General features: G+C 61.9%; 19 protein-coding genes. 3 read left to right on the forward strand and 16 right to left on the reverse strand.

The features are described 5' to 3' along the window. Nucleotides 1–41: 41 nt before the first annotated feature. Complete coding sequence (locus FHX03_RS24375; RefSeq protein WP_183855834.1) at nt 42–2,078, forward strand: FAD-dependent oxidoreductase; 2,037 nt, start codon at nt 42–44, stop codon at nt 2,076–2,078. 102 nt (nt 2,079–2,180) lie between these two features. Here the strand turns inward: FHX03_RS24375 and FHX03_RS24380 are convergent, their stop codons facing one another. From FHX03_RS24380 to FHX03_RS24420, 9 genes are read right to left on the reverse strand one after another with little or no spacing between them, the layout of a single operon-like run. Then, nucleotides 2,181–2,534 carry a cupin domain-containing protein gene (locus FHX03_RS24380; RefSeq protein WP_183855836.1) on the reverse strand — a complete coding sequence of 118 codons (354 nt, stop codon included), beginning with the start codon at nt 2,532–2,534 and terminating at the stop codon, nt 2,181–2,183. Further along, entirely contained in the window at nt 2,527–3,195 is a 669-nt protein-coding gene (locus FHX03_RS24385) for a cysteine hydrolase family protein (protein WP_018449130.1), read from the reverse strand. The genes FHX03_RS24380 and FHX03_RS24385 overlap by 8 nt, the downstream gene beginning before the upstream one ends. Continuing rightward, nucleotides 3,195–4,745, reverse strand: a complete 1,551-nt coding sequence (locus FHX03_RS24390) for an ABC transporter ATP-binding protein (RefSeq protein WP_131711221.1) — start codon at nt 4,743–4,745, stop codon at nt 3,195–3,197. The genes FHX03_RS24385 and FHX03_RS24390 overlap by 1 nt, the downstream gene beginning before the upstream one ends. 1 nt (nt 4,746) lies before the next feature. Continuing rightward, a complete protein-coding gene (gene atzD / locus FHX03_RS24395) occupies nt 4,747–5,802 on the reverse strand; it encodes a cyanuric acid amidohydrolase (protein ID WP_131711222.1) in 1,056 nt (351 codons plus the stop codon). Continuing rightward, nucleotides 5,802–6,503: a cysteine hydrolase family protein gene (locus tag FHX03_RS24400; RefSeq protein WP_183855944.1), complete on the reverse strand. Its 702-nt coding sequence runs from the start codon at nt 6,501–6,503 to the stop codon at nt 5,802–5,804. Before FHX03_RS24400 ends, atzD begins: the two co-directional genes overlap by 1 nt. Before the next feature lie 11 nt (nt 6,504–6,514). Continuing rightward, on the reverse strand, nt 6,515–7,531 hold the full coding sequence (locus FHX03_RS24405) for a formamidase (RefSeq protein ID WP_183780132.1): 1,017 nt from the start codon (nt 7,529–7,531) through the stop codon (nt 6,515–6,517). 12 nt (nt 7,532–7,543) lie between these two features. After that, entirely contained in the window at nt 7,544–8,470 is a 927-nt protein-coding gene (locus tag FHX03_RS24410) for an ABC transporter permease (RefSeq protein ID WP_097618446.1), read from the reverse strand. Beyond that, nucleotides 8,470–9,597, reverse strand: coding sequence for an ABC transporter permease (locus tag FHX03_RS24415; protein WP_183855838.1), 1,128 nt, complete (start codon nt 9,595–9,597; stop codon nt 8,470–8,472). The genes FHX03_RS24410 and FHX03_RS24415 overlap by 1 nt, the downstream gene beginning before the upstream one ends. 20 nt (nt 9,598–9,617) lie before the next feature. Next, nucleotides 9,618–10,745: a BMP family ABC transporter substrate-binding protein gene (locus FHX03_RS24420; RefSeq protein WP_097626204.1), complete on the reverse strand. Its 1,128-nt coding sequence runs from the start codon at nt 10,743–10,745 to the stop codon at nt 9,618–9,620. Between the two features lie 340 nt (nt 10,746–11,085). Between FHX03_RS24420 and FHX03_RS24425 the strand changes: the two genes are divergently transcribed. Continuing rightward, the gene (locus FHX03_RS24425; RefSeq protein ID WP_027683086.1) at nt 11,086–11,760 is read left to right on the forward strand and encodes a GntR family transcriptional regulator; all 675 of its coding nucleotides are present in this window, start codon (nt 11,086–11,088) and stop codon (nt 11,758–11,760) included. A 92-nt stretch (nt 11,761–11,852) separates the two neighbouring features. Here the strand turns inward: FHX03_RS24425 and FHX03_RS24430 are convergent, their stop codons facing one another. Genes FHX03_RS24430 through FHX03_RS24440 form a run of 3 tightly spaced genes read right to left on the reverse strand, consistent with a single transcriptional unit; the run spans nt 11,853 to nt 14,925 of the window. Further along, nucleotides 11,853–12,650 carry an ABC transporter ATP-binding protein gene (locus tag FHX03_RS24430; protein WP_183780141.1) on the reverse strand — a complete coding sequence of 266 codons (798 nt, stop codon included), beginning with the start codon at nt 12,648–12,650 and terminating at the stop codon, nt 11,853–11,855. 11 nt (nt 12,651–12,661) lie between these two features. Continuing rightward, nucleotides 12,662–13,555 carry a nitrate ABC transporter permease gene (ntrB, locus tag FHX03_RS24435; RefSeq protein ID WP_064654446.1) on the reverse strand — a complete coding sequence of 298 codons (894 nt, stop codon included), beginning with the start codon at nt 13,553–13,555 and terminating at the stop codon, nt 12,662–12,664. A 56-nt stretch (nt 13,556–13,611) separates the two neighbouring features. After that, nucleotides 13,612–14,925 (reverse strand): CmpA/NrtA family ABC transporter substrate-binding protein, encoded by a 1,314-nt coding sequence (locus FHX03_RS24440; RefSeq protein ID WP_183855840.1) that lies wholly within the window; start codon nt 14,923–14,925, stop codon nt 13,612–13,614. A 317-nt stretch (nt 14,926–15,242) separates the two neighbouring features. Between FHX03_RS24440 and FHX03_RS24445 the strand changes: the two genes are divergently transcribed. Then, complete coding sequence (locus FHX03_RS24445) at nt 15,243–15,416, forward strand: hypothetical protein (RefSeq protein ID WP_165503924.1); 174 nt, start codon at nt 15,243–15,245, stop codon at nt 15,414–15,416. An 18-nt stretch (nt 15,417–15,434) separates the two neighbouring features. Here the strand turns inward: FHX03_RS24445 and FHX03_RS24450 are convergent, their stop codons facing one another. The 4 genes from FHX03_RS24450 to FHX03_RS24465 form a co-directional block, all read right to left on the reverse strand. Then, the gene (locus FHX03_RS24450) at nt 15,435–16,622 is read right to left on the reverse strand and encodes an alpha-hydroxy acid oxidase (RefSeq protein ID WP_183855842.1); all 1,188 of its coding nucleotides are present in this window, start codon (nt 16,620–16,622) and stop codon (nt 15,435–15,437) included. A gap of 179 nt (nt 16,623–16,801) precedes the next feature. Beyond that, nucleotides 16,802–17,713 carry an ABC transporter permease gene (locus tag FHX03_RS24455; protein ID WP_183855844.1) on the reverse strand — a complete coding sequence of 304 codons (912 nt, stop codon included), beginning with the start codon at nt 17,711–17,713 and terminating at the stop codon, nt 16,802–16,804. Then, nucleotides 17,710–18,810, reverse strand: coding sequence for an ABC transporter permease (locus FHX03_RS24460; protein WP_183855846.1), 1,101 nt, complete (start codon nt 18,808–18,810; stop codon nt 17,710–17,712). Before FHX03_RS24460 ends, FHX03_RS24455 begins: the two co-directional genes overlap by 4 nt. Continuing rightward, the gene (locus FHX03_RS24465) at nt 18,807–20,330 is read right to left on the reverse strand and encodes an ABC transporter ATP-binding protein (protein ID WP_097626210.1); all 1,524 of its coding nucleotides are present in this window, start codon (nt 20,328–20,330) and stop codon (nt 18,807–18,809) included. Before FHX03_RS24465 ends, FHX03_RS24460 begins: the two co-directional genes overlap by 4 nt. Nucleotides 20,331–20,332: the final 2 nt, after the last annotated feature.

A 20,332-nucleotide genomic window follows, 5' to 3' on the forward strand; every position in this document is an offset into this window, starting at 1 on the left:
CGCGTCCGCACGGCAAACCGTGAAACCCGCTAGGATTCAACATGACGAGTTCCTTTCCGAAGACCTTCTCGGACATCACGCTCGCAGGCCATAGGCTGCGCAACAGGATCGTGTTCGGCGCCCATACGGCAAATATGTCGGTGAATGGACTGCCGGGCGATCAGACCACCGCCTATTATGTCGAACGGGCGATCGGCGGGGCAGCGATGATCGTCGTCGAGCCGATGCCGGTCCATCCGGCGACCGTGCTGACGCGCGGCAATTTCCGCACATCGGACGATTCCGTCATCCCGGCGTTCAAGAGGCTGACCGACAGCGTCAAGCAGCATGGGGCCGTCATCGTCCAGCAGCTCTATCATGTCGGAAGCCACGGAGACTCCGATCTTTCCTTTCATCCGCATTGGTCGCCTTCGGGAGGACCGAGCTATCACGACAGCGACGGCTCGCATGCGATGACGGAGGACGAGATCGAGGAGACCATCGAGGCCTTCGTCAAGGCGGCGCTGCGCTGTCGGGCGGCAGGTTTTGACGGCGTCGAGGTCTGGGCCGCCTATGGCGGGCTTCTCGATCAGTTCTGGACACCCTTCTATAACCGCCGCGAGGATCGCTGGGGCGGGAGCCTCGAAAATAGAACGAGATTCTCCAGGGAAATTCTCAGCCGCATCCGGCAGGCCTGCGGCCCGGGTTTCATCATCGGGCTGACCGTCAGCGACGAGCCGGGCTGTCCCACGGCTCTCAATCGTGATCAGTTGACCGAGATCGTTGCCGGCCTCGATGAAAAGAGGCTGATCGATTACGTGACCTGCGGCTCGGGCGGATATTTCGACTATGGCAGCCTGATGCCGACCTTTCTCTATCCCGAGCGACTGGGTGTCGAGCTGTCGGCCCGCCTCAAGCAGGTCGTGAACCATGCGCTGGTGACGGCGGAAAGCCATATTCGAACGCCCGAAAATGCGGAAATCACGCTCGGGGAGGGGGCCGCGGATCTGGTTTCGATCGTCCGCGGCCAGATCGCCGACCCGCATCTTGCCAACAAGGCGCGCCTGGGCACGCCTGAAGATATTCGCGGTTGTCTGTCCTGCAACCAGATGTGCTGGGGCCGCCGCTCGCGCGACTATTGGATCAGCTGTCTGATCAACCCTTCCGTCGGGCGCGAGGCCGAATGGGGCGGTGACCGGTTCGAACCTGTCGACAATCCCCAGTTCGTGCTGGTCGTCGGGGGAGGGCCAGCCGGATTGGAAGCGGCGCGCGTGGCCGCCGAACGAGGCCATCGGGTTATTCTTGCGGAAGCCTCGGACCGGCTGGGCGGCGCTTTCCGCCTTGCCGGCGAGCAACCCCGGCGGGCGCAGATCCTCGACCTCATCCGCTGGTACGAAACCTGCTTCGAAAAACTCGGCGTCGAGGTTCGCTTCAACAGCTATATCGAGGGAAGCGACGTCGCCGAGATCGGCGCCGACGTGGTGATCTTAGCGACCGGATCGCTGCCGCAGGAGACAGGCTTTCAGAAGGCTATGCCCAACCACCCGTCGCTCGCCGGCATTGAACGAGGAAACGTCTTCTCCGCCGAAAGCGTCATGGCCCGCCAGGCACGGCTCGGCAAACGTGTTGTCGTGGTGGACGAAACCGGCGGCTGGAAGGGCTGCGGCACGGCCTGGAAGCTTGCCGAGCAGGGGCACGAGGTCGTGCTCGTCACACCCGACGCACTCATCGGAAAGGAACTGCAGCGCACCTCCGCCGACGTTCCCCTGCGCCGGACGCTCAGCATGCTCGGCGTTCAATTCCGATCGGAGACCAGCATAGAGAGCTGGCAAGGCAATGCCGCAATCCTCGTCTCCCACCTGACCGGAAAACGAGAGACGATCGGAGCCGACAGCCTCGTCTTCTCCACAACCAATGTTGCCGCGAACTGGCTCGCCTTGGAGCTGGCCGAACTCGCTATCCCCTTCGTCGAGATCGGCGATGGTGTGGCACCAAGGCAGGCTCCCTATGCCTTCTATGAGGGACGGCGCGCCGGAATGGCGATCGGAGCCGTAGAGGACACGCGAAACGGCGCAACGGCGAAGATTCGTGCGGCATAGTCGGATTGAAGATCGTCATGCTGATCGCCAGCCCGTCTGCAGAGCAAGTCGCGACAGCGCCGAGTTAAAACCGCGAGGCACTCTCGAAAGTGAGGAACGGCATCATGCGAATTCCTCTTCGAATATCTTCACCGGCCGGTCCCACTGGATGAGCACGACACAGCCGGTATCGCTCCAGACCGAATGCTCGCTGCCGGGTGCATTGACGATATAACTGCCGCTGATGTAATCGCCCGTCTCGTCGGATTGAACGCCGTCGAGCACCAGGATGGTCTCGAGCCCTTCGTGGCGATGGCGGGGAACGGAGGCGCCGGGCTCATATTTCAGCAGCGCCACGCCCGGCTGATCACCCTCGAAGGGGCGGATCCAGTGAATGGTGACGGCATCGCGGAAGGGGCCGAATTCCAGCGCCTTCCAGCCGCCTGACGTCAGGCGTTCGCGGGTCGTTTCAGGCATGGGCGATACTTTCCAGAATGTCGTCGACATGCGCGGTCCAGCCGACGATCGCGCCTTGGGCGCGGATCATGGCGATAGCTGCGGCTTTGAATTCGGGGAAGTAGCTCTCCGTCGCCTCCTCGGCGAGAAGGCATTCATAGCCGCGGTCGTTTGCTTCGCGCATCGTCGTCTGCACGCAGACTTCGGTGGTGACACCAGCAAAGACCAGCTGACGAATGCCCTTCTCTTGCAACACGGTGCCAAGTTCGGTGGCGTAGAAGGCGCCCTTGCCGGGTTTTTCGATGACGACTTCACCCTTCACAGGAGCGAGTTCCGGCAGGATTGCCGTGCCGGGTTCGCCTGAGATCAGGATGCGGCCCATCGGACCTTCGTCGCCGATCCTGAGCGACGGATTGCCACGGTCGCGTTTGGCCGGCGGCAGGTCAGAAAGGTCCGGCCGGTGGCACTCCATCGTATGGATCACAGGCAGGCCGGCATTGCGGAAGCCCAGGATGAGGCGTTTGACATCAGGCACGATCCTGGTGATACGGCTGACATCATTGCCGAGGCTTGCGCCGAAGCCGCCGGGTTCGGCGAAATCACGCTGCATGTCAATGACGATGAGGGCGAGCTCATCGTGCTTCACCGGAAAGGCGAAAGGTTCAGCTTTGATCTTCGCCATCAATGATGCCCCGCCATGTGGGCGCCGATCACGCCAATATCGGCCGAGCGCGCCGGTGTCTCGTAGACCAGCTTGCCTTCCGAAATGACCATGATGCGGTCGGACATCTCGAGCAGTTCGTCGAGGTCCTCGGAAAGCAGCAGCACGGCAGCGCCCAAATTGCGTGCCTTCATGATGCGGGCGCGGATTTCGGCGACGGCCGAGAAATCGAGACCGAAACAGGGGTTCGAGACGATCAGCAGATCGACATCGCCGGTCAATTCGCGGGCGAGCACGGCACGCTGCACGTTGCCGCCCGAAAGCGCTGCGATCGGCGAGGCGGAAGAGGCCGTCTTGACCTTGAAGTCGGAGATCAGCGCCGAGGCACGCTTCTTCATGCTGCCCTTGTTCAGCCAGATCGCGTCCTTGCCGTTCTGCTTCAAGTCGAAGGTGCGGAACGCAAGGTTCTCGCTCACGGTCATCTTCGGCGCACAGGCATTCTGCAACGGCTCTTCGGGGATGAAACGCACCCTGTTCTTGCGGGTCTCGTCGCGGGTGGCGCCGTAAGCCTCGCCATTGACCATGACCTGGCCGCTATCGGTCGGGCGCTGGCCGGCCAGAATTTCCGTCAGCTCCTTCTGGCCGTTGCCCGATATGCCGGCAATGCCGACGATCTCGCCGGAGCGGACCGTAAGCGCGTCGATCTCGATCGTCTTCAGGCCGGAGCGATCCGGAGCTTTCACCTGGCTTACAGTGAGCACGGATTTGGCCGCTTCCGCCACCGGCAGACGGCTGTCGAGCTCGGCGAGCTTGACGTCGCCGATCATCATCGCCGCCATCTCGGCGGTGGAGAGCTCGCCGACCTTACCGGTGCCGACCAGCTTGCCGCGCCGCAGGATCGAAACGGCATCAGCGAACTTCGTCACCTCGTGGAACTTGTGGGAAATCATCAGCACGGTGAGCTCGCCGCGCTCGGTCATCCCGCGCACGATGCCAAGCATCTCGTCGGCTTCGGCGGGCGTCAGCACCGAAGTCGGCTCGTCGAGGACGAGGAAGGAGCGGCCGAGATAGAGCTGCTTGACGATTTCGAGCTTCTGCTTTTCGCCGGCGGCAAGCTCGCTCACCGGCCTGTCGAGCGGGATCTTGAACGGCATGCGCTCCATGAAATCCGCCAGATCCTTGCGTTCCCTGGCCCAGTTGATCACCGCGGGCACTTCGGTGCGGCTGATGACAAGGTTTTCCGCGCCGGTCAGAGAGGGAACCAGTGTGAAATGCTGGTAGACCATGCCGAGCCCATAGGCCGCTGCATCCTTGGGTGAGGCAACCGCCACCTCGCGACCGTCGACCGACAGCGAGCCTGAGGTTGCGTGATAGAAGCCCATGATGCATTTGACGAGTGTCGACTTGCCGGCGCCGTTTTCGCCGAGAAGCGCGTGAAAAGAGCCGGCCGGAACGGCGATCGAGACGTTGTCGAGCGCGGTGAAGCTGCCGAAACGCATGGTCATGTCGAGCGTCTCGATGCCGACGGCCTTGCCGGCTTGCGGAAGGGGCGTGTCGCGGACTGTGCTCACTTCATTGCTCCTTTTCGACGATGATGGCGACGGGACCGCCGCCGGGCGGACCCTGGTGTTCGGCGCCGCCGGACACATAGAGATCGGTAATGCCGAAGATGCCGGCGAGAACGCCGCCGACGAAGGCACGGGCATGGCGGGTGCCTGCAATATCCGAGTCATCGAGCATCGTGTGGCGCCTGCCGCCAATCCTGCCGGACGGGTCCGGCTCGGCCTTGGCGAGAACCGCCGCCAGCCGGCTGTTTTCCGGCAGGCGTTCGCGGGCTTTCCTGACGGAATGCGCGTCGATCGCATCCCGCATGACCGCGTGGTCGATCGACAGCGGACCGGACCATTTTGCGCTCATGCCGAGGACGATGATTTCGTGATCGGTGAGTTCGACCCCGGACGAGGTTGAGGCGCAGCGGGAAAAGAGATCGAAACGTGTGCAGATGTCGGCATCGCCGATCGATGTCGCATCTATCTCGCCGAGGACCACGGCGACGCCGAGAGCCGAAGCGCCGCGCGAGAGGCCCATGGATTTCAGCGTGTCGTGGGTTGCGACCGTCCTGCCTGCTGCCTCGGCCTCGGCAATCCGGCGCGAGGTGAGCAACGGGCACTTGATCTGCACGAAATGGACATCGGCGGGATCACCGATGCCGGCATCCCTCATCGCGGACTTCACGCCTTCGGCAACGAGCAGGATCTGTTCCCGGCGCCCGAGATGTTCGGTGGGCAGCGCGGGGGTACGCGACACACCAATGGCCAGCGCCCGTTCGCCCGGGGTTTCTACGGTTTCACGCGCAAAAACCGTCCAATGCGGCGAGAGCCCACCCTCGGTGCCGCCGGACATGATGATCGAGACGCCGTCGACGCCATATCTGCTGAACAATGTCTCGAAGCTGCGGGTGGCATAACCGCGGGTAAAATCATTGACGCAGCCGTTGCCTTCCGTCTTGCCGAGAACGGCGACAACGTTGTTCGCCTGAAGGCCGCTAGCAAAGAGCGCCTCGACGCCGGCAACGTCATCGGGGCCGTCGGCCGGCACGCGAAAGACATGGGCACGCAATGACGGCATCAGGGCAGCGCCTCGACTAGAGCCGCGGAACTGGAGACCGAGCCGAAGACGCCGCCCTGCATCTTCACCATCTTAATGGCAGCGAGGTGGTTTCCATAGTCGGTCGCACCGCAGCAGTCCTCCAGCAGCAGGCATTCGTAGCCGCGGTCGTTCGCCTCGCGCATCGTCGTCGAGATGCAGACATCGGTGGTGATCCCGGTGAGGATAATGTTCTCGATGCGCTTCTGGTTGAGGATGAGTTCGAGGTCGGTGGCGCAGAACGAACCCTTGCCGGGCTTGTCGATGATCGTCTCGCCTTCGATCGGGTAGAGTTCGGGGATGATGTCCCAGCCGGGTTCGCCACGGGTCAGGATGCGGCCGCAGGGGCCGGGATCGCCGATGCCGGCGCCGATGCGCTGCGAGCGCCAGCGTTTGTTGGCCGGCAGATCGGCGAGGTCCGGGCGGTGGCCCTCCCTTGTGTGGATGATGTGGTAGCCCTTGGCCCGCATGGCGGCCAGCACACGTTTGATGGGTTCGATCGGCGCCTGCACCAGCGACAGGTCGTAGCCCATGTGGTCGACATAGCCACCCTTGCCGCAGAAATCCGTCTGCATGTCGATGATGATGAGGGCGGTGTTATCAGGCCTCAGCGCGCCGTTATAGGGCCACGGATACGGATCGGCGTCGATAAAATGCCCTTTGGTTTCGACCATCGCGTCCATCATTCTCTCTCCTATTCCGCGGCAGGTTTGAGGGGGTCGCCGTAACGGCGCATCGGCTTGTCAAATCCGCAGGACGTGCCGTCCTTGACCTTTATCTCGTCTTCCCACGGCAGGCGGTATTTGCCGGCGGCAAGGTCGTGCATGTAGGTGTAGGGCGCATCCTGCGCGCCGCCGGCGACGGCGACGTAGCCGCGATGGCCGAACTGATAGATATTGTTCTCCACGCCCCAGCCGAGCCGGGCCTCGCGCACCAGGTCGGGACGCACCTCCGCGGTGATGATCTCGTTGGGCCGGCCGGAGGTGCCGTGGGCGATGATCGTACCGTCGAAATTGCAGATCATGCCTTCACCCATGGAATCGAACGTGCCGTCCGAGCCGCACATGCAGACATTCGCGGTGATCATCAGATTGCAGAAGGCGTTGGCCTGGTTGGTGAAGCGCCAGGCATCGCGGATCGGTGCCGTATAGCCGGCGGTGCGTATCATGATTTCGGCGCCCTTATAGGCACATTCGCGCGCCATCTCCGGGAACATGCCGTCATGGCAGATGATCAGCGCGAGCTTGGCGCCTCGGGGGCCTTCGATGACAGGGATGCCAAGATCGCCGGGCTCCCACGGCTCGACGGGGATCCAGGGATGCATCTTGCGATAATAGAGCTTCAACTCGCCCTGATCGTCGACGACGATACCGGAATTGTAGGGCATGCCGCCGGGGTTGAGCTCCATGATCGAGAAGCAGCCCCAGATCCGGTTGTCTCTGCAAGCCTGCTTGAAGGCCGCGACCTCCGGCCCGTCGAGCGTGCACATGATCTCCGGATTGATGTCCATGGAAAGGCCGTGCAGCGCGTATTCGGGAAAGACGACGAGGTCCATGCCCGGCTGGTTGCGCCGCGCTTTGGCCACCAGATCGACGATCACCTGCGTCTGTTTTGCCAGATCCGCTTTGGTGACGGTCACCGGCAGCTGGAGCTGCACCAGGCCGATACCGATGCCGTGTTCGGATTTGTTGAGACCGCCAAGTCCGTTCATCGGGATGCTCCGTTATTTCGTGAGCGACAGCGCACCCGGCGCACCCGCGAGCGAGCGGGTGGGCGAGGAGGTGGCGATCAGGATGATGAGGGTCAGCACGTAAGGCGCGGCGTAAAAAAGGTAGTAGCCTTGTGTGACGCCGACCGATTGCAGCGCCGGGCCGAGCGCGCCGGCACCGCCGAAAAGCAGGGCGGCCAGGAAACAGCCGATCGGGTTCCAGCGGGCGAAGATGACAAGGGCCACGGCCATCAGGCCCTGGCCCGACGAAATGCCTTCGTTCCAGGAGCCCGGATAGTAGAGCGAGAGATAGGCGCCGCCGATTGCCGCCAACGAACCGCCCACTGCCGTTGCCAGCAAGCGAACCCGGTCCGGGTGGATGCCCATGGCCCGGGCTGCGTCGGTGCTGTCGCCGACGACGCGCAGGATCAGGCCGATGCGCGTGTTCTTGAAGGCCCAGAACAGGAAGAGGGCAAGTGCCGCGCCGATGAAGAACAGCACGTTGATATTGAGCGCCGCCTGGACCTGCGGAGTGCTCGACCAGCCGCCGAGCGGGATCGAGGGCAGTTTCGGGGCAACCGGCTGGATGAAGGATTTGCCGAGGAAGAACGCCATGCCGAGACCGAACTGCATCATGGCGATGCCGATGGCGATGTCGTTGACCTTAGGGAATTTGCAGATCCAGCCGTGGATGAGGCCGAAGATCGCGCCCGCCACCATTGCGGCCAGCACGCCGAGGGTCGGGGAGCCAGTCATGACGGCCACCGCATAGGCCGTCATGGCGCCGAAGACGAGCGTGCCTTCGAGGCCAAGATTGATGCGGCCGGAGCGTTCGGTGATCGTCTCGCCGAGGCTGACGAAGATGAAGGGCGTGGAAACGCGGATGGCGCCGGCGAAGATCGCCAGCGGCACGCCCCAGATGCCGATGCCTGTCTCCTCCATCAGAGGCTCCTTTTCCAGAGGTCGGGATTGAAGATCTTGAAGCGGCCGTAGAAGGTTTCGCAGAAGAGAATGACGATGAAGAGTGTCCCCTGCAGCACCAGAACCGTCGCATCCGGCAGGCCCATGCGCCGCTGGATGAGGCCACCCGAGGCGTCGATGCCACCGAGCAGGATCGCGACCGGAATGATCGCCAGCGGATTGTGCCTGGCGAGGAAGGCGACAAGGATACCGGTATAACCGTAGCCGGCGGCAAGCGAGGCGTTGGCACTTCCCTGCACCGCCGCCACTTCGATCATGCCCGCCAGACCGGCAAAGCTGCCGGCAAGCGCGGTAAATCCGGCGATCAGCCTGCCCACCGGCAGTCCCTGGATCTGCGCGGCGCGCACGTTGCCGCCGGCGATGCGGGCGGCAAAACCGTAGCACGTCGCCTCAATCACGATCCAGGAGAGCATGCAGGCGAGGATGCCGATGACGAGACCCCAATGCACGTCCATGCCGGGAATATTGCCGAGCATGTATTCCGCCGGCAGCGGCCTGGTCGACGGCTTGTTGAGGCTCGCCGGATCGCGCAGCACCCCTTCGACGAACTGGTTCATCAGGGCAATGGCGATATAGGAGAGCAGCAGCGAGGAGATGGTTTCGTTGACCCCGCGATAATGGCGCAGGAAACCGGCAAGGCCGATCCAGATACCGCCGACCACCATGGCAGCGATTGCCATCAGAATGAGGGTGAGGAAAACAGGCGCGGTGCCGGCGAGCGGCAGAGCCATGGCTGCGGCGGCAACGCCGCCCAGCACGACCGCTCCTTCCCCGCCGATGATGACGAGGCCGAGACGGGCGGGCAGGGCGACGCAGAGTGCCGTCAGGAGAAGGGGTGCGGCACGACTTAAGCTGTTCTGCACCGAAAACCAGCTGCCGAAGCCGCCGGTATACATCAGTTGGAAGAGGGTGGCCGGCGACTTGCCGACCGCCAGGATGAAGAGGGAGAAGAGCGCAAGACCGATCAGGATGGCCGCGAGGCCGATGACAACAGGCTCGGCTCGCCGCGCGATCCATTCGAGGACGGGGCGCAGCGAAGCCGGTTTTTCCACGATGGCTATTGCGGGATTATTGGCCTCTATGGTCATGGCGCTTCTCCCTTCGCGGTTTACGCTGTGGACCCGACCACGCCCTCGACCAGATAATTCATGCTCTCGAGTTCGATCGCGTCTTCGGCGTAGCTCTTGTCGGCAGCCACGACAGTGTCGCCCTTATTGTCCTTCAACGGACCCTTGAAGACCGAGAAGCCGCCCTTCATCATCTCCGCCTGCGTGGCCTCAAAAGCCTTGCGGCCCTCCGCGGACACGCCTGGGCCGAGCGCGCTCATCTTCACGAAGCCGTCCTTCAGGCCACCACGCACGAAGTTGCCGAGCTTTTCGCCGGCCTGCGCCTTCTTGACGAAGTCGCTGTAGACGTTGCCCCAGGCCCATTCGGCGCCGGTGAGGTACTTTTCGGGAGCAAGCGGGCTCTGGTTGGCGTGATAGCCGCAGACGAAGGCGCCGCGGCCGGCGGCCGTCTCGACGACCACTTTGGGGCTGTCGACGTGGCAGGTGATGACGTCGGCGCCCTGGTCGACCAGCGCATTGGTGGCCTCGGCCTCCTTGACGGCAAGCGACCATTCGCCGGTGAAGATCACCTGGCAGGTGATACCCGGATCGACCGTGCGTGCGCCGAGCAGGAAGGCATTGATATTCTGCAGAACCTGCGGGATCGGCTTGGCGGCGACGAAGCCGATCTTCTTGCTCTTCGTCGCATGACCGGCGGCGATGCCGTTCAGATACTGGCCCTGGAAGATATAGCCGAAATAGGAGCCCGTATTGGCCGGGTTCTTGCCTTCCTGCCAGAGACCGCCGCAGTGCCGGAACTGGATGTCGGGATGTTTGGCGGCCACGGCCAGCATGTGTGGGTCGAAGTAGCCGAAGGAGGTCGGAAAGAGCAGGGTCGCGCCGTCCAGGTTGATCATGGATTCCATGGTCTTCTGGACGTCGACGGTTTCCGGTACATTCTCTTCTTCGACCAGCGTCACGCCTGGTAGCGCCTTGATGACGGCCGCACCTTCGGCATGCGCCTGGTTGTAGCCGTAGTCGTCCTTGGGGCCGACATAGATGAAGCCGACGGTCAGCGCGGTTTGGGCTGCGGCGGAGGAGGCGATCAGACCCGGCATGGCGCCGGCAAGCGCACCGGCAGCGGAAGCCTGGAGGAAATTGCGGCGGTTCATGGAAAGGAGTTTGGTCATCGGAAATGCTCCTTGCGGCGCTGGGCCGGTTGTGAACGGGTACAGGAAAGTGCATGCAATGCATGTGCCAGAAATTAATCTGTTGTTTTTTATAATTTATCCGTTATCGCAAGACTTGCGCGTTGCAAAGTGCATACAGATTGATCGAATTCTTGCGCAAAAAGTAATCAATAGATATTTCTTGTTCATTGTGACTGCGTGGTTGGCACAAAGTCGAGTTAGCCGAGGTATCTCGGGCATGAGAAAGCGAAAATTTAACAATATCTTCGCCGCCCGATTTGACTTATCCAGTCTCGAACGTCATCTGTATGCAGAGTGTTGACGTGAGCAGATTCGTATCGTGAAGCAGACCAGGCGCAGAGAAGTGATCCGCACCGGAACCACCGTCGAACAGATGGTGCGGGCGATCGCCGACATGATCGTCACAGGTGAAATCCTGCCGGGCGCGAAGTTGGACGAGGTATCGCTCGCGGTTCGTTTCGACGTTTCGCGCACGCCGGTACGCGAGGCTCTGCGTGAGTTGGGCGCTATGGGATTGATTGCACGCGAGCCGAACCGCAGTGCCGTCGTTACCAATGTCACCGAGGCTTATCTGCATTCGATGTTCGAAGCGATGGCCGAACTCGAAGCGATCTGCGCCAGGCTCTCGGCCGAGCGTATGACGGTCGACGAGCGGCGCGCGCTGGAGTTGGAGCATCGGGCATCGGTGAGGCTCGTGCACGCCGGCGCGGAAGAGGAATATTCGGCTCACAACACCGAATTCCATACCCGGCTTTATCGCGGCGCGCATAATGATCATGTCTTTGAGATGGTGACCCAGACACGGGCGCGGCTCGCGCCTTTTCGGCGGGCGCAGTTCCGTCTGCCCGGGCGCCTGGCAAAATCCTATGAGGAGCACGGCCGGATCGTGACCGCAATCATGCGCGCGGATGCCGCGGCCGCAGGGCAGGCGGCATATTCCCATGTGGAAATTGTCAGCGATGCCAGCGCGGTCTTTGCAACGCCCGGGGAATAAAGAGAGCCCAACGCCTAAAATCAGGCGCTGCCGGACCCGATACGAAGACGAAAAGATCAGGGCCGGCAAACGCCGAGGTTATTTCCCGGTTTCTACTCCGCCGCTTCGATGAAGCGGTGGCGTTCATAGAGGAACTTCAGCACGGCTTCACGGCATTTGAGATATGTCCGATCAGAGGCGAGTTCGATGCGATTGCGGGGACGGGACATGGTCACATCGAGCACTTCGCCGATGCGGGCCGCCGGGCCGTTGGTCATCATCACGATGCGATCGGACAGCAGCACCGCTTCGTCGACATCATGGGTGATCATCACCATCGTATTGCCAAGCCGGGCGTGGATTTCCATCACCGCGTCCTGAAGATGGGCGCGGGTCAGCGCATCGAGCGCGCCGAAGGGCTCGTCGAGCAACAGGATCTTCGGCTCCATTGCAAGCGCGCGGGCAATGCCGACGCGCTGTTTCATGCCGCCTGAAATTTCCGAAGGCCGCTTATCCCTCGCATGCGCCATCTGCACGAGGTCGAGGTTGGCCATGACCCAGTCATGCCGCTCGGCATTGGTCTTCGTTCGGTTGAAGAGTTTGGAGACGGCGAGATTAACGTTCTCGTAGACCGTCAGCCAGGGCAGCAGCGAGTGGTTCTGGAAGACGACGGCGCGCTCCGGACCGGGTCCATTGACCTCACGGTTTTCAAGCAGCACGGCGCCTGCCGAAACCGGGGTCAGGCCGGCGATGAGGTTGAGCAGGGTAGACTTGCCGCAGCCCGAATGGCCGATGATCGAGACGAATTCGCCCGCGGAAATCGTCAGGTTGATATCCTTCAGGACCTCGGCGCGCACGCCGCCCCGATCGAAATGTTTGTCGATATGATCAAGCTTCAGATAGGCGTTCATAGGTGCGTTCCTCAGTTGGCCATGGCGCCGCGGGTGATGAGTTTGCCCAGTGCTGCCACCAGCTTGTCGAGGGCGAAGCCAACGATGCCGATATAGGCGAGCGCGACAATGATGTCCGGAAGACGCGACGAGTTCCATGCGTCCCAGATGAAGAAACCGATGCCGACGCCGCCCGTCAGCATTTCGGCCGCTACGATGGCGAGCCAGGAGAGGCCGACGCCGATCCTGAGGCCGGTGAAGATGTAAGGCGCTGCCGAAGGCAGCATGATCTTCCAGAAAAACTCGAACTGGTTGAGGCGCAGCACCTCGGCGACATTGCGGTAGTCCTGCGGGATATTACGCACGCCGACGGCGGTGTTGATGATCACCGGCCAGATCGACGTGATGAAGATCACGAAGATCGCCGAGGGATTGGAATCCTGGAAGGCTGCGAGCGACAGCGGCAGCCAGGCGAGCGGCGGGACCGTACGCAGCACCTGGAAGATCGGATCGAGGCCACGCATAGCCCAGATCGACTGGCCGATGATCGCACCGATGATGACGCCGGTGACCGCGGCAAGGCCAAAGCCATAGAGAACGCGCTGCAGCGAAATGAGCACGCGCCAGCCGAGCCCGATATCCTGGGAGCCGTAGTTGAAAAACGGATAGGCGATCAGGTCATAACTATCCTGCCAGACCCGATGCGGCGAGGGTAAAGACGCATCCGCCGACGAACAGAGCACCTGCCAGACAAGCAGGATGAGTGCCAGCACGACGACTGGCGGAACGACATTGCGAAGTGCGGTCAGTGCCGCTCGACGAAAATCGATCCGCGATCCGTGCTTGCCGGAAAATGGCAGAACCTTTGCCGCCAGCTTGGCAGAGGCGGCCGTGGAGGGATTTTCTTTATTTGCCAGGGCGGACATCAACGTGCTCCTCACGTGAATGAAAGGCCGGCGCGCCGGTCGCGCGCCGGAGCGGGTCAGGAGACAGCCTTGATCGAAAGGCTGTCGAGATAGGCGGAGGGATTTTCAGGGTCGAAGACCTTGCCGTCGAAGAAAGTCTCCTTGCCGCGAGAAGACGATGCGGGAATATCGGCCGCCGCAACGCCGAGATCCTTGGCGGCCTCGCGCCAGATGTCTTCGCGGTTCACCTGGTTGACCAGCGCCTTGATGTCGGTGCTCGCCGGGAGATTTCCCCAGCGGATGTTTTCCGTCATGAACCAGGTATCGTGGCTCTTGAACGGGTAGGAGGCGCCGTCTTTCCAGAACTTCATATAGAGGTCGGTGGCCTTGACCTCGCGGCCATTGCCATAATTGATATCGCCCTTGAGGCGGCCGAGCACGTCCTTCGTCGGAACGTTGAACCATTGGCGCTTGCCGAGAATGTCAGCCATCTCCGCCTTGTTGTCCATGCTTTCGCACCACTGCTGAGCCTCCATGACAGCCATCAGCAGGGCCTTGGCAGCATTGGGATTCTGTTCGATCCACTCCGCGCGCAGTCCGAGCGCCTTTTCAGGATGCCCCTTCCAGAGCTCGCCGGTGGTAGCTGCGGTAAAGCCGATGCCCTGGTTGACGAGCTGCTCATTCCACGGTTCGCCCACACAGAAGACGTCCATGTTGCCGACCTTCATGTTGGCAACCATCTGCGGCGGCGGCACGACGATGGTCGAAACGTCCTTGTTCGGATCGATGCCGCCCGCGGCGAGCCAGTAGCGGATCCAGAGGTCATGGGTGCCGCCCGGGAAGGTCATGGCGGCCTTGATCTCCTTGCCCTCAGCCTTCTTTTTCTCGAATGCCGCCTTCAGCTTGGAGGAATCCAGCTGCACGCCGGTTTCGGCATATTCCTTGGCGACGGAAATACCCTGGCTGTCGAGGTTGAGCCGGGCGAGGATTGCCATGGGCACCGGCTTATTGTTCTGCGTCACCTTGCCGGTATGCATGAGATAGGGGAGCGGCGACAGGATATGGGCACCGTCAATGCCGTTTGCTGCGCCGCCCAGCACGAGATTGTCGCGGGTCGCACCCCAGGATGCCTGTTTGGCCACATCCGTTTCCGGAAGGCCATGCTTGTCGAAAAAGCCCTTTTCCTTGGCGATGATCAGCGGTGCGGAATCCGTGAGAGCGATAAAGCCGAGCTTGGCACCTTTCACCTCAGGCCCTGCCCCAGCTGCGAAGGCGCCGGACGGAAAGGCAGCCTTGACGGCGCCGATGAGGGCAGCCGCTGCGGTCGTCTTGAGCAGGCTGCGGCGGGTCATGCCGGTTGTTGAAATCCCAGTCGTCGAAATTTTTTTCATCTGCAGGTTCCCCTCTGCTGGCTGAATTCGAACGCAAAAAAACGCCGCCGGAATTTACGTCCAGCGATGGGAGCATCCTGGAGTGCAAAGACCTTGCGACGTCGGTGTCTGTGTAGGCGCTTATACCGCGCCTATCCGCGCCGGTCGCCGTTGACCGATGCGCCTTAGAACCTGCAATCAGCGTGCCAATCCTGAAAGCGGCCGTTAACAGACTGAATCAACAGGAGATATTTCGCAAATCCGCTATTGATTATATTTTAGGCATTAATGCTAAGTGCCGATTCATTGGGCGATTGTTGCTATGCTCGCAGTCGTGAATGCGCCTATTTGTGCAGTGCACACGCGTCATTTCGGTCGCTGGCTGGTGCCATCAAGCCGAAATCGTCGCTCCAGTCACAGGTTTTGCCGACAAGGGCGGAGAGGCCTCGACCAAAAATGCCGATGGGCGCGCCCGCTGCCGGAAGGTTCGCGACGACGATCCGCGCTGGTGAGAGATCACGGCTGTTTCGTCAAGCCGGAACGAGGTGGCCGCGAGAAACTTGCTCGATCGTCGTTACGCCGAGCAGGGCCATATTGCTGTGGAGCTCAGACTTTAGGATGTCTGCCGCCCTCAATACACCAGGCAGACCGGCAACGGCCGCCGCATAAAGAAACGGCCGCCCGACAAACACGAAACGTGCCCCGAGCGCCAAAGCCTTAATAATATCGGTTCCGCGGCGAAAGCCGCCGTCGATCATGACTGGGATCGTGTCACCCAGACGCTCCACGATCTCGGGAAGCGCCGCGAGGGGAGATATGGCGCCATCGAGCTGGCGGCCGCCGTGATTGGAGACGATCACCCCGTCAGCCCCTGTCTCGACGGCACGCGCCGCATCGTCCGGATGAAGAATGCCCTTGACGATCAGCTTGCCGCTCCAGCGGCTGCGGATGCGCTCGAGATGGCTCCAGTTCAGATGGTCTCTCCGGCCGAAGTCCCGCGTGACGTTCGAGGCGATGATGGGTGCGCCTCTGGTTGCGTAGGAGTTTTCAAAATGCGGGATGCCGTGGCGGGCGACAGTGCGCAGAAATGTCCCGATAGCCCATTGCGGGTGCGAGACACCCTGCCAGGCCAAAGCAAGGCTCGGCCGCAGAGGCGTCGAGAAGCCTGCCCGGATATTGTTTTCCCGGTTCGGGAGCGTGGCGGTATCGACGGTCAGCAACAAGGTGCTAAAGCCTGCCGCCGCAACGCGGTCCACCAGCGCATCGATGCGTTCGGGTTCACCGGGCAGGTAGGCTTGGAACCAGCTCGCGGGCGCGGCGGCAATAACCTCCTCGAGTCGAATGAGCGAGGATCCGCTCATGATCATCGGAATCCCGACCTGCGCCGCACCGGCAGCAAGAATAATGTCGCCGCGATAGGCCATGAGCGCACTGATACCCATTGGGGCAATCCCGAATGGGGCGGCATAGGTCTGACCGAATAAGGTCGTCTCCGTGCTTCGCTTTGACACATCCCGCAGAATACGCGGTCGAAACGCATAAGCCTGAAAGGCCTCGAGATTATTTCGCAGCGATGCGTTGGTTTCGGTTCCACCGGAAATATAGGCATAGAGCGGCTTCGGCAGATGCCGTTTTGCCTTTGGCTCGAAGTCATCGAGGCAGAGCATAGCCTGCGCCAGCCGGGTCGAACGGCGGGACTGGAGGCTGCTTACTTTCATGGCTTGCTCCGTTGGATTACAGGCGAATTCGTTTTCTGAGAGAGGGCCACCGCTACCGACAGTCAGCCTCCCCGCCGCAATCTTCGTTTGCCTCGAATGCTTCCTTGCGACCCTTCCGAATGGACGGAAATATCAAGGTAACCAGCATACCGGCGGTAATCAACAGACCGCACGATGTGCTATCGCTCGAATGGTTCGCCGAGCGAAGCCACACCGTTCAGTTTCAGTAAGCGACGGTCGGCGGAGATGATGCCGAGCACGATGATGGTGACGAGATAGGGCAGGCTCGACAGTAGCTGCGAGGGAACGTCCAGTCCGGTTGCCTGGGCCGCAAGACCCATCAACGAGACTGCGCCGAAAAGGCAGGCCCCAAGGAAGATGCGACCGGTGAGCCAGGTCCCGAAGACGACGAGGGCGATGGCGATCCAGCCGCGTCCGGCGATCATCCCGTCAGCCCAGAGTGGTGTGTAAACGACCGCCGCATAGGCACCGGCGAAACCTGCCATCGCGCCGCCGAAGGCGATGGCGAGGATGCGGACCGATATCACCGAATAGCCGATGGCGTGGGCGGCCTTCGGGTTCTCACCGACGGCGCGGACGATGAGACCAAGCTTGGTGTAGGCAAGTATGGCCCAAAGAGCCAGCGTCGCGGCGAGCGAAATCCACACGGCGATGTCCTGAACGAAAAGGCCCCCTATCACCGGCAGTTCCGACAGCGCTGGAAGAGCAAGCTTTGGAAGACCCTTGACCGTCAGGCTTTCATAGGTCTTGCCGAAGAGGGCCGAAAGGCCTTGGCCAAGAATGCCGATGGCAAGGCCGGCAGCCACCTGGTTTGCCCGGAACCCGAGCGTGACGAAGGCAAAGAGCAGTGAAAGGGCGGCGCTGCCGAGCCCTGCGACGATGAAACCAAGAAAATGTCCGCCGCCATGATAAACGACGATGAAGGCGAGCACGGCGCCAAGGGCCATCAATCCCTCGACCCCGAGGTTGAGGACACCGGCGCGCTCGGCCACCAATTCGCCGAGTGCCGCCAGAAGAAACGGTGTCGCAGCCGCAAGCATGCCGGCAAGAATGAACTCGATGGCGTTCATGGCAGGCTCCGCTGGGCGGTGCGGCGCCATTCAAGACGGTAGCGCACGAAGGCGACGGCGATCAGGTAGGCGAGCAGCAGACTACCCTGGAAGACGCGGACGGCGGCGATCGGCAGGCTGGCCGAGACCATGGCATTGTCGCCGCCGATATAGATAACCGCCATGACCAGCGCCGAGACCACGATACCGATTGGATGCAGGCCGCCGAGATAGGCGACGATGATGGCCGCATAACCGTAGCCGCTCGCGACCGAACGCTGCAGTTGGCCGAGCGGACCGGCGACTTCGGCGGCGCCGGCAAGACCGGCAGCAAAACCGCCGATCAGCAGCGAAAGCCAGATCGCCCAGCCTTCCCTGAAACCGGCGTAGCCGGCAGCCCGCGGCGCCAAGCCGCCGACCTGCAGCTTATAGCCGATGAAGCTCTTCTGCATGAAGACCCAGGCCGCAACCGACAAAACGAGGGTGATGAGGAAGGAGACATTGACGCGAGTGCCGACAATCAGGGTCGGCACCATCGCATCATACTGGAACATCACCGACTGGGGGAAATTAAAGCCGTTCGGATCCTTCCAGGGCCCGAGCAGCAGATAGTTCAACAATTGCGCGGCAACGAGGCTCAGCATCAGCGAAACGAGGATCTCATTGGCATTGAGGCGCACGCGCCAGAAGGCGGTGAGAGAAGCCCAAATCGCGCCGCCGATGGCGCCGAGCAGCAGCATCGCCGGCCAGATCCACTGGCCCGACGCCTGGGGAAACCAGACCGGGATGGCGGAGGCGAAGATCGCCCCAAGGATAAACTGGCCCTCGGCGCCGATATTGAAAACCTTGGCGCGAAAGCCGATTGCCAGCCCCTGGGCGATGAGGAGGAGAGGCCCGGCCTTTAGGAGAACTTCCGAAAATGAAGCCCAGGAGAGGAAGGGCTCGAAAAGCATCGCATAGACGACCGCGACGGGGTCGCGGCCCATCAAGACGTAAAGGCCGAGATTAAGTGCGATCGCCCCCCCGAGCGCGATGACGGGTGCGCCCAAGGCCGCGGCCAGCGAGGCGCGCTCCCGGCGGACCAGGGTGGGAAGGGAAGCAGGAGACCAGACGCTCATTGTTGAACTTTCTCGGGCGAGACATGGGCCCCGATCATGTATCGGCCGATCTCCTCGGGCTTGGTGTCCCGGGTTGCAAGCGGCGGGCTGAGCCGTCCGTGATGCAGCACCTGGATGCAATCGCAGAGTTCGAACAATTCTTCCAGCTCCTCGGAAATGACGAGGATCGCCATGCCCTGATTGCGCAATGCGACCAGGCGGCTGCGGATAGCAGAGGCAGCGCCGACATCAACACCCCAGGTCGGCTGCGCCACGAAAAGCAATTTCGGAGACAGCATGATTTCGCGGCCGACGATGAACTTCTGCAGGTTGCCGCCGGACAGGGTGCCGGCTTCCGCATCCGGGCCGGATGTCCGGACATCATACTGATGGATACAATCCGTGGTGAACGTCATCGCCCGTGCCCTTTCGATGAGACCACGCCGTAAAAGCTTGAGCGGATGGGCCGTCAGCAGGCTGTTGAGGACGAGCGACATTTCGGGCACCGCGCCGCGTCCGAGCCGGTCTTCCGGAACGAAGGCAAATCCGAGCTGCCGCCGCGCGGCGGCATCGAGCCTGCCGACATCCATTCCCATCATGTAAATCCGGTCGCGTTGTTCGCGCCCCAGCATGGTCTCGCCTGAAATCAGCGCAGCAAGCTCGCTTTGGCCGTTGCCCGAAACACCGGCGATGCCGAGGATTTCGCCGGCACGCACCTCAAGGCTGAGGCCGGAAAGCGGCACCGCGAAGGGATCGTCGGGCTGGTGGTCCAAACCGATGATCTCCAGCCGCTTTTCCCCGCCAGACAGCGGCAGCGCGGAGATGGGTGCGGGCATATCGCGGCCGATCATCATCCGGGCCAGGTCATGGGCATCATGCTCGCGCGGATCGACATCCCCGGTCACGCGCCCGCCGCGCAGGATCGTCGCGCGGTCACAGATCGCCCGAATTTCTTCGAGCTTGTGGGAAATCAGCAGGATGGAAACGCCGCCATCACGCAGCCGAAGCAGGGTGTCGAAGAGCTTCTCCACCATTTGCGGCGGAAGGACGGAGGTGGGCTCGTCAAGGATCAGCAGCTTCGGATTGGTCATCAGGCTTCGGATGATCTCCACCCGCTGCCGCTCGCCGACGGACAGCGCATGCACATGGGCAAGCGGATCGACTTCAAGGCCGAACTCCCGTCCAAGCGACCGGATACGTTCCTTGAGATCGGCTTTCCGACCCGGCACCACCAGCTGAATATTCTCGATGACCGTCAAGGTCTCGAACAGCGAAAAGTGCTGGAAGACCATGCCGATGCCCTTGCGCCGCGCCTCCGCGGGGGAGGCGAGGCGCAAGGGTGTGCCTTCCCAGACGATATCTCCGTCGTCCGGCTGCTCGACACCGTAGATCAGCTTCATCAGCGTCGATTTTCCCGCCCCGTTTTCTCCGAGGATCGCGTGGATCGATTGCGGAGCCACGTCCAGATCGATTGCCTGATTGGCATGGACTTGGCCGTAGCTTTTCGAAATGCCGCGCAGCGACAGGAGCGGGGTGGTCATGA

Source organism: Rhizobium sp. BK456 (genome assembly GCF_014194045.1).
Classification (GTDB): Bacteria; Pseudomonadota; Alphaproteobacteria; order Rhizobiales; family Rhizobiaceae; genus Rhizobium; species Rhizobium redzepovicii.

Coding starts and splice junctions, on each gene's coding strand:
- FHX03_RS24375 (WP_183855834.1), top strand. CDS start 42: ATGACGAGTTCCTTTCCGAAGACCTTCTCGGACATCACGCTCGCAGGC.
- FHX03_RS24380 (WP_183855836.1), bottom strand. CDS start 2,534: ATGCCTGAAACGACCCGCGAACGCCTGACGTCAGGCGGCTGGAAGGCG.
- FHX03_RS24385 (WP_018449130.1), bottom strand. CDS start 3,195: ATGGCGAAGATCAAAGCTGAACCTTTCGCCTTTCCGGTGAAGCACGAT.
- atzD (WP_131711222.1), bottom strand. CDS start 5,802: ATGCCGTCATTGCGTGCCCATGTCTTTCGCGTGCCGGCCGACGGCCCC.
- FHX03_RS24400 (WP_183855944.1), bottom strand. CDS start 6,503: ATGGACGCGATGGTCGAAACCAAAGGGCATTTTATCGACGCCGATCCG.
- FHX03_RS24405 (WP_183780132.1), bottom strand. CDS start 7,531: ATGAACGGACTTGGCGGTCTCAACAAATCCGAACACGGCATCGGTATC.
- FHX03_RS24410 (WP_097618446.1), bottom strand. CDS start 8,470: ATGGAGGAGACAGGCATCGGCATCTGGGGCGTGCCGCTGGCGATCTTC.
- FHX03_RS24415 (WP_183855838.1), bottom strand. CDS start 9,597: ATGACCATAGAGGCCAATAATCCCGCAATAGCCATCGTGGAAAAACCG.
- FHX03_RS24420 (WP_097626204.1), bottom strand. CDS start 10,745: ATGACCAAACTCCTTTCCATGAACCGCCGCAATTTCCTCCAGGCTTCC.
- FHX03_RS24430 (WP_183780141.1), bottom strand. CDS start 12,650: ATGAACGCCTATCTGAAGCTTGATCATATCGACAAACATTTCGATCGG.
- ntrB (WP_064654446.1), bottom strand. CDS start 13,555: ATGTCCGCCCTGGCAAATAAAGAAAATCCCTCCACGGCCGCCTCTGCC.
- FHX03_RS24440 (WP_183855840.1), bottom strand. CDS start 14,925: ATGAAAAAAATTTCGACGACTGGGATTTCAACAACCGGCATGACCCGC.
- FHX03_RS24445 (WP_165503924.1), top strand. CDS start 15,243: ATGCGCCTATTTGTGCAGTGCACACGCGTCATTTCGGTCGCTGGCTGG.
- FHX03_RS24450 (WP_183855842.1), bottom strand. CDS start 16,622: ATGAAAGTAAGCAGCCTCCAGTCCCGCCGTTCGACCCGGCTGGCGCAG.
- FHX03_RS24455 (WP_183855844.1), bottom strand. CDS start 17,713: ATGAACGCCATCGAGTTCATTCTTGCCGGCATGCTTGCGGCTGCGACA.
- FHX03_RS24460 (WP_183855846.1), bottom strand. CDS start 18,810: ATGAGCGTCTGGTCTCCTGCTTCCCTTCCCACCCTGGTCCGCCGGGAG.
- FHX03_RS24465 (WP_097626210.1), bottom strand. CDS start 20,330: ATGACCACCCCGCTCCTGTCGCTGCGCGGCATTTCGAAAAGCTACGGC.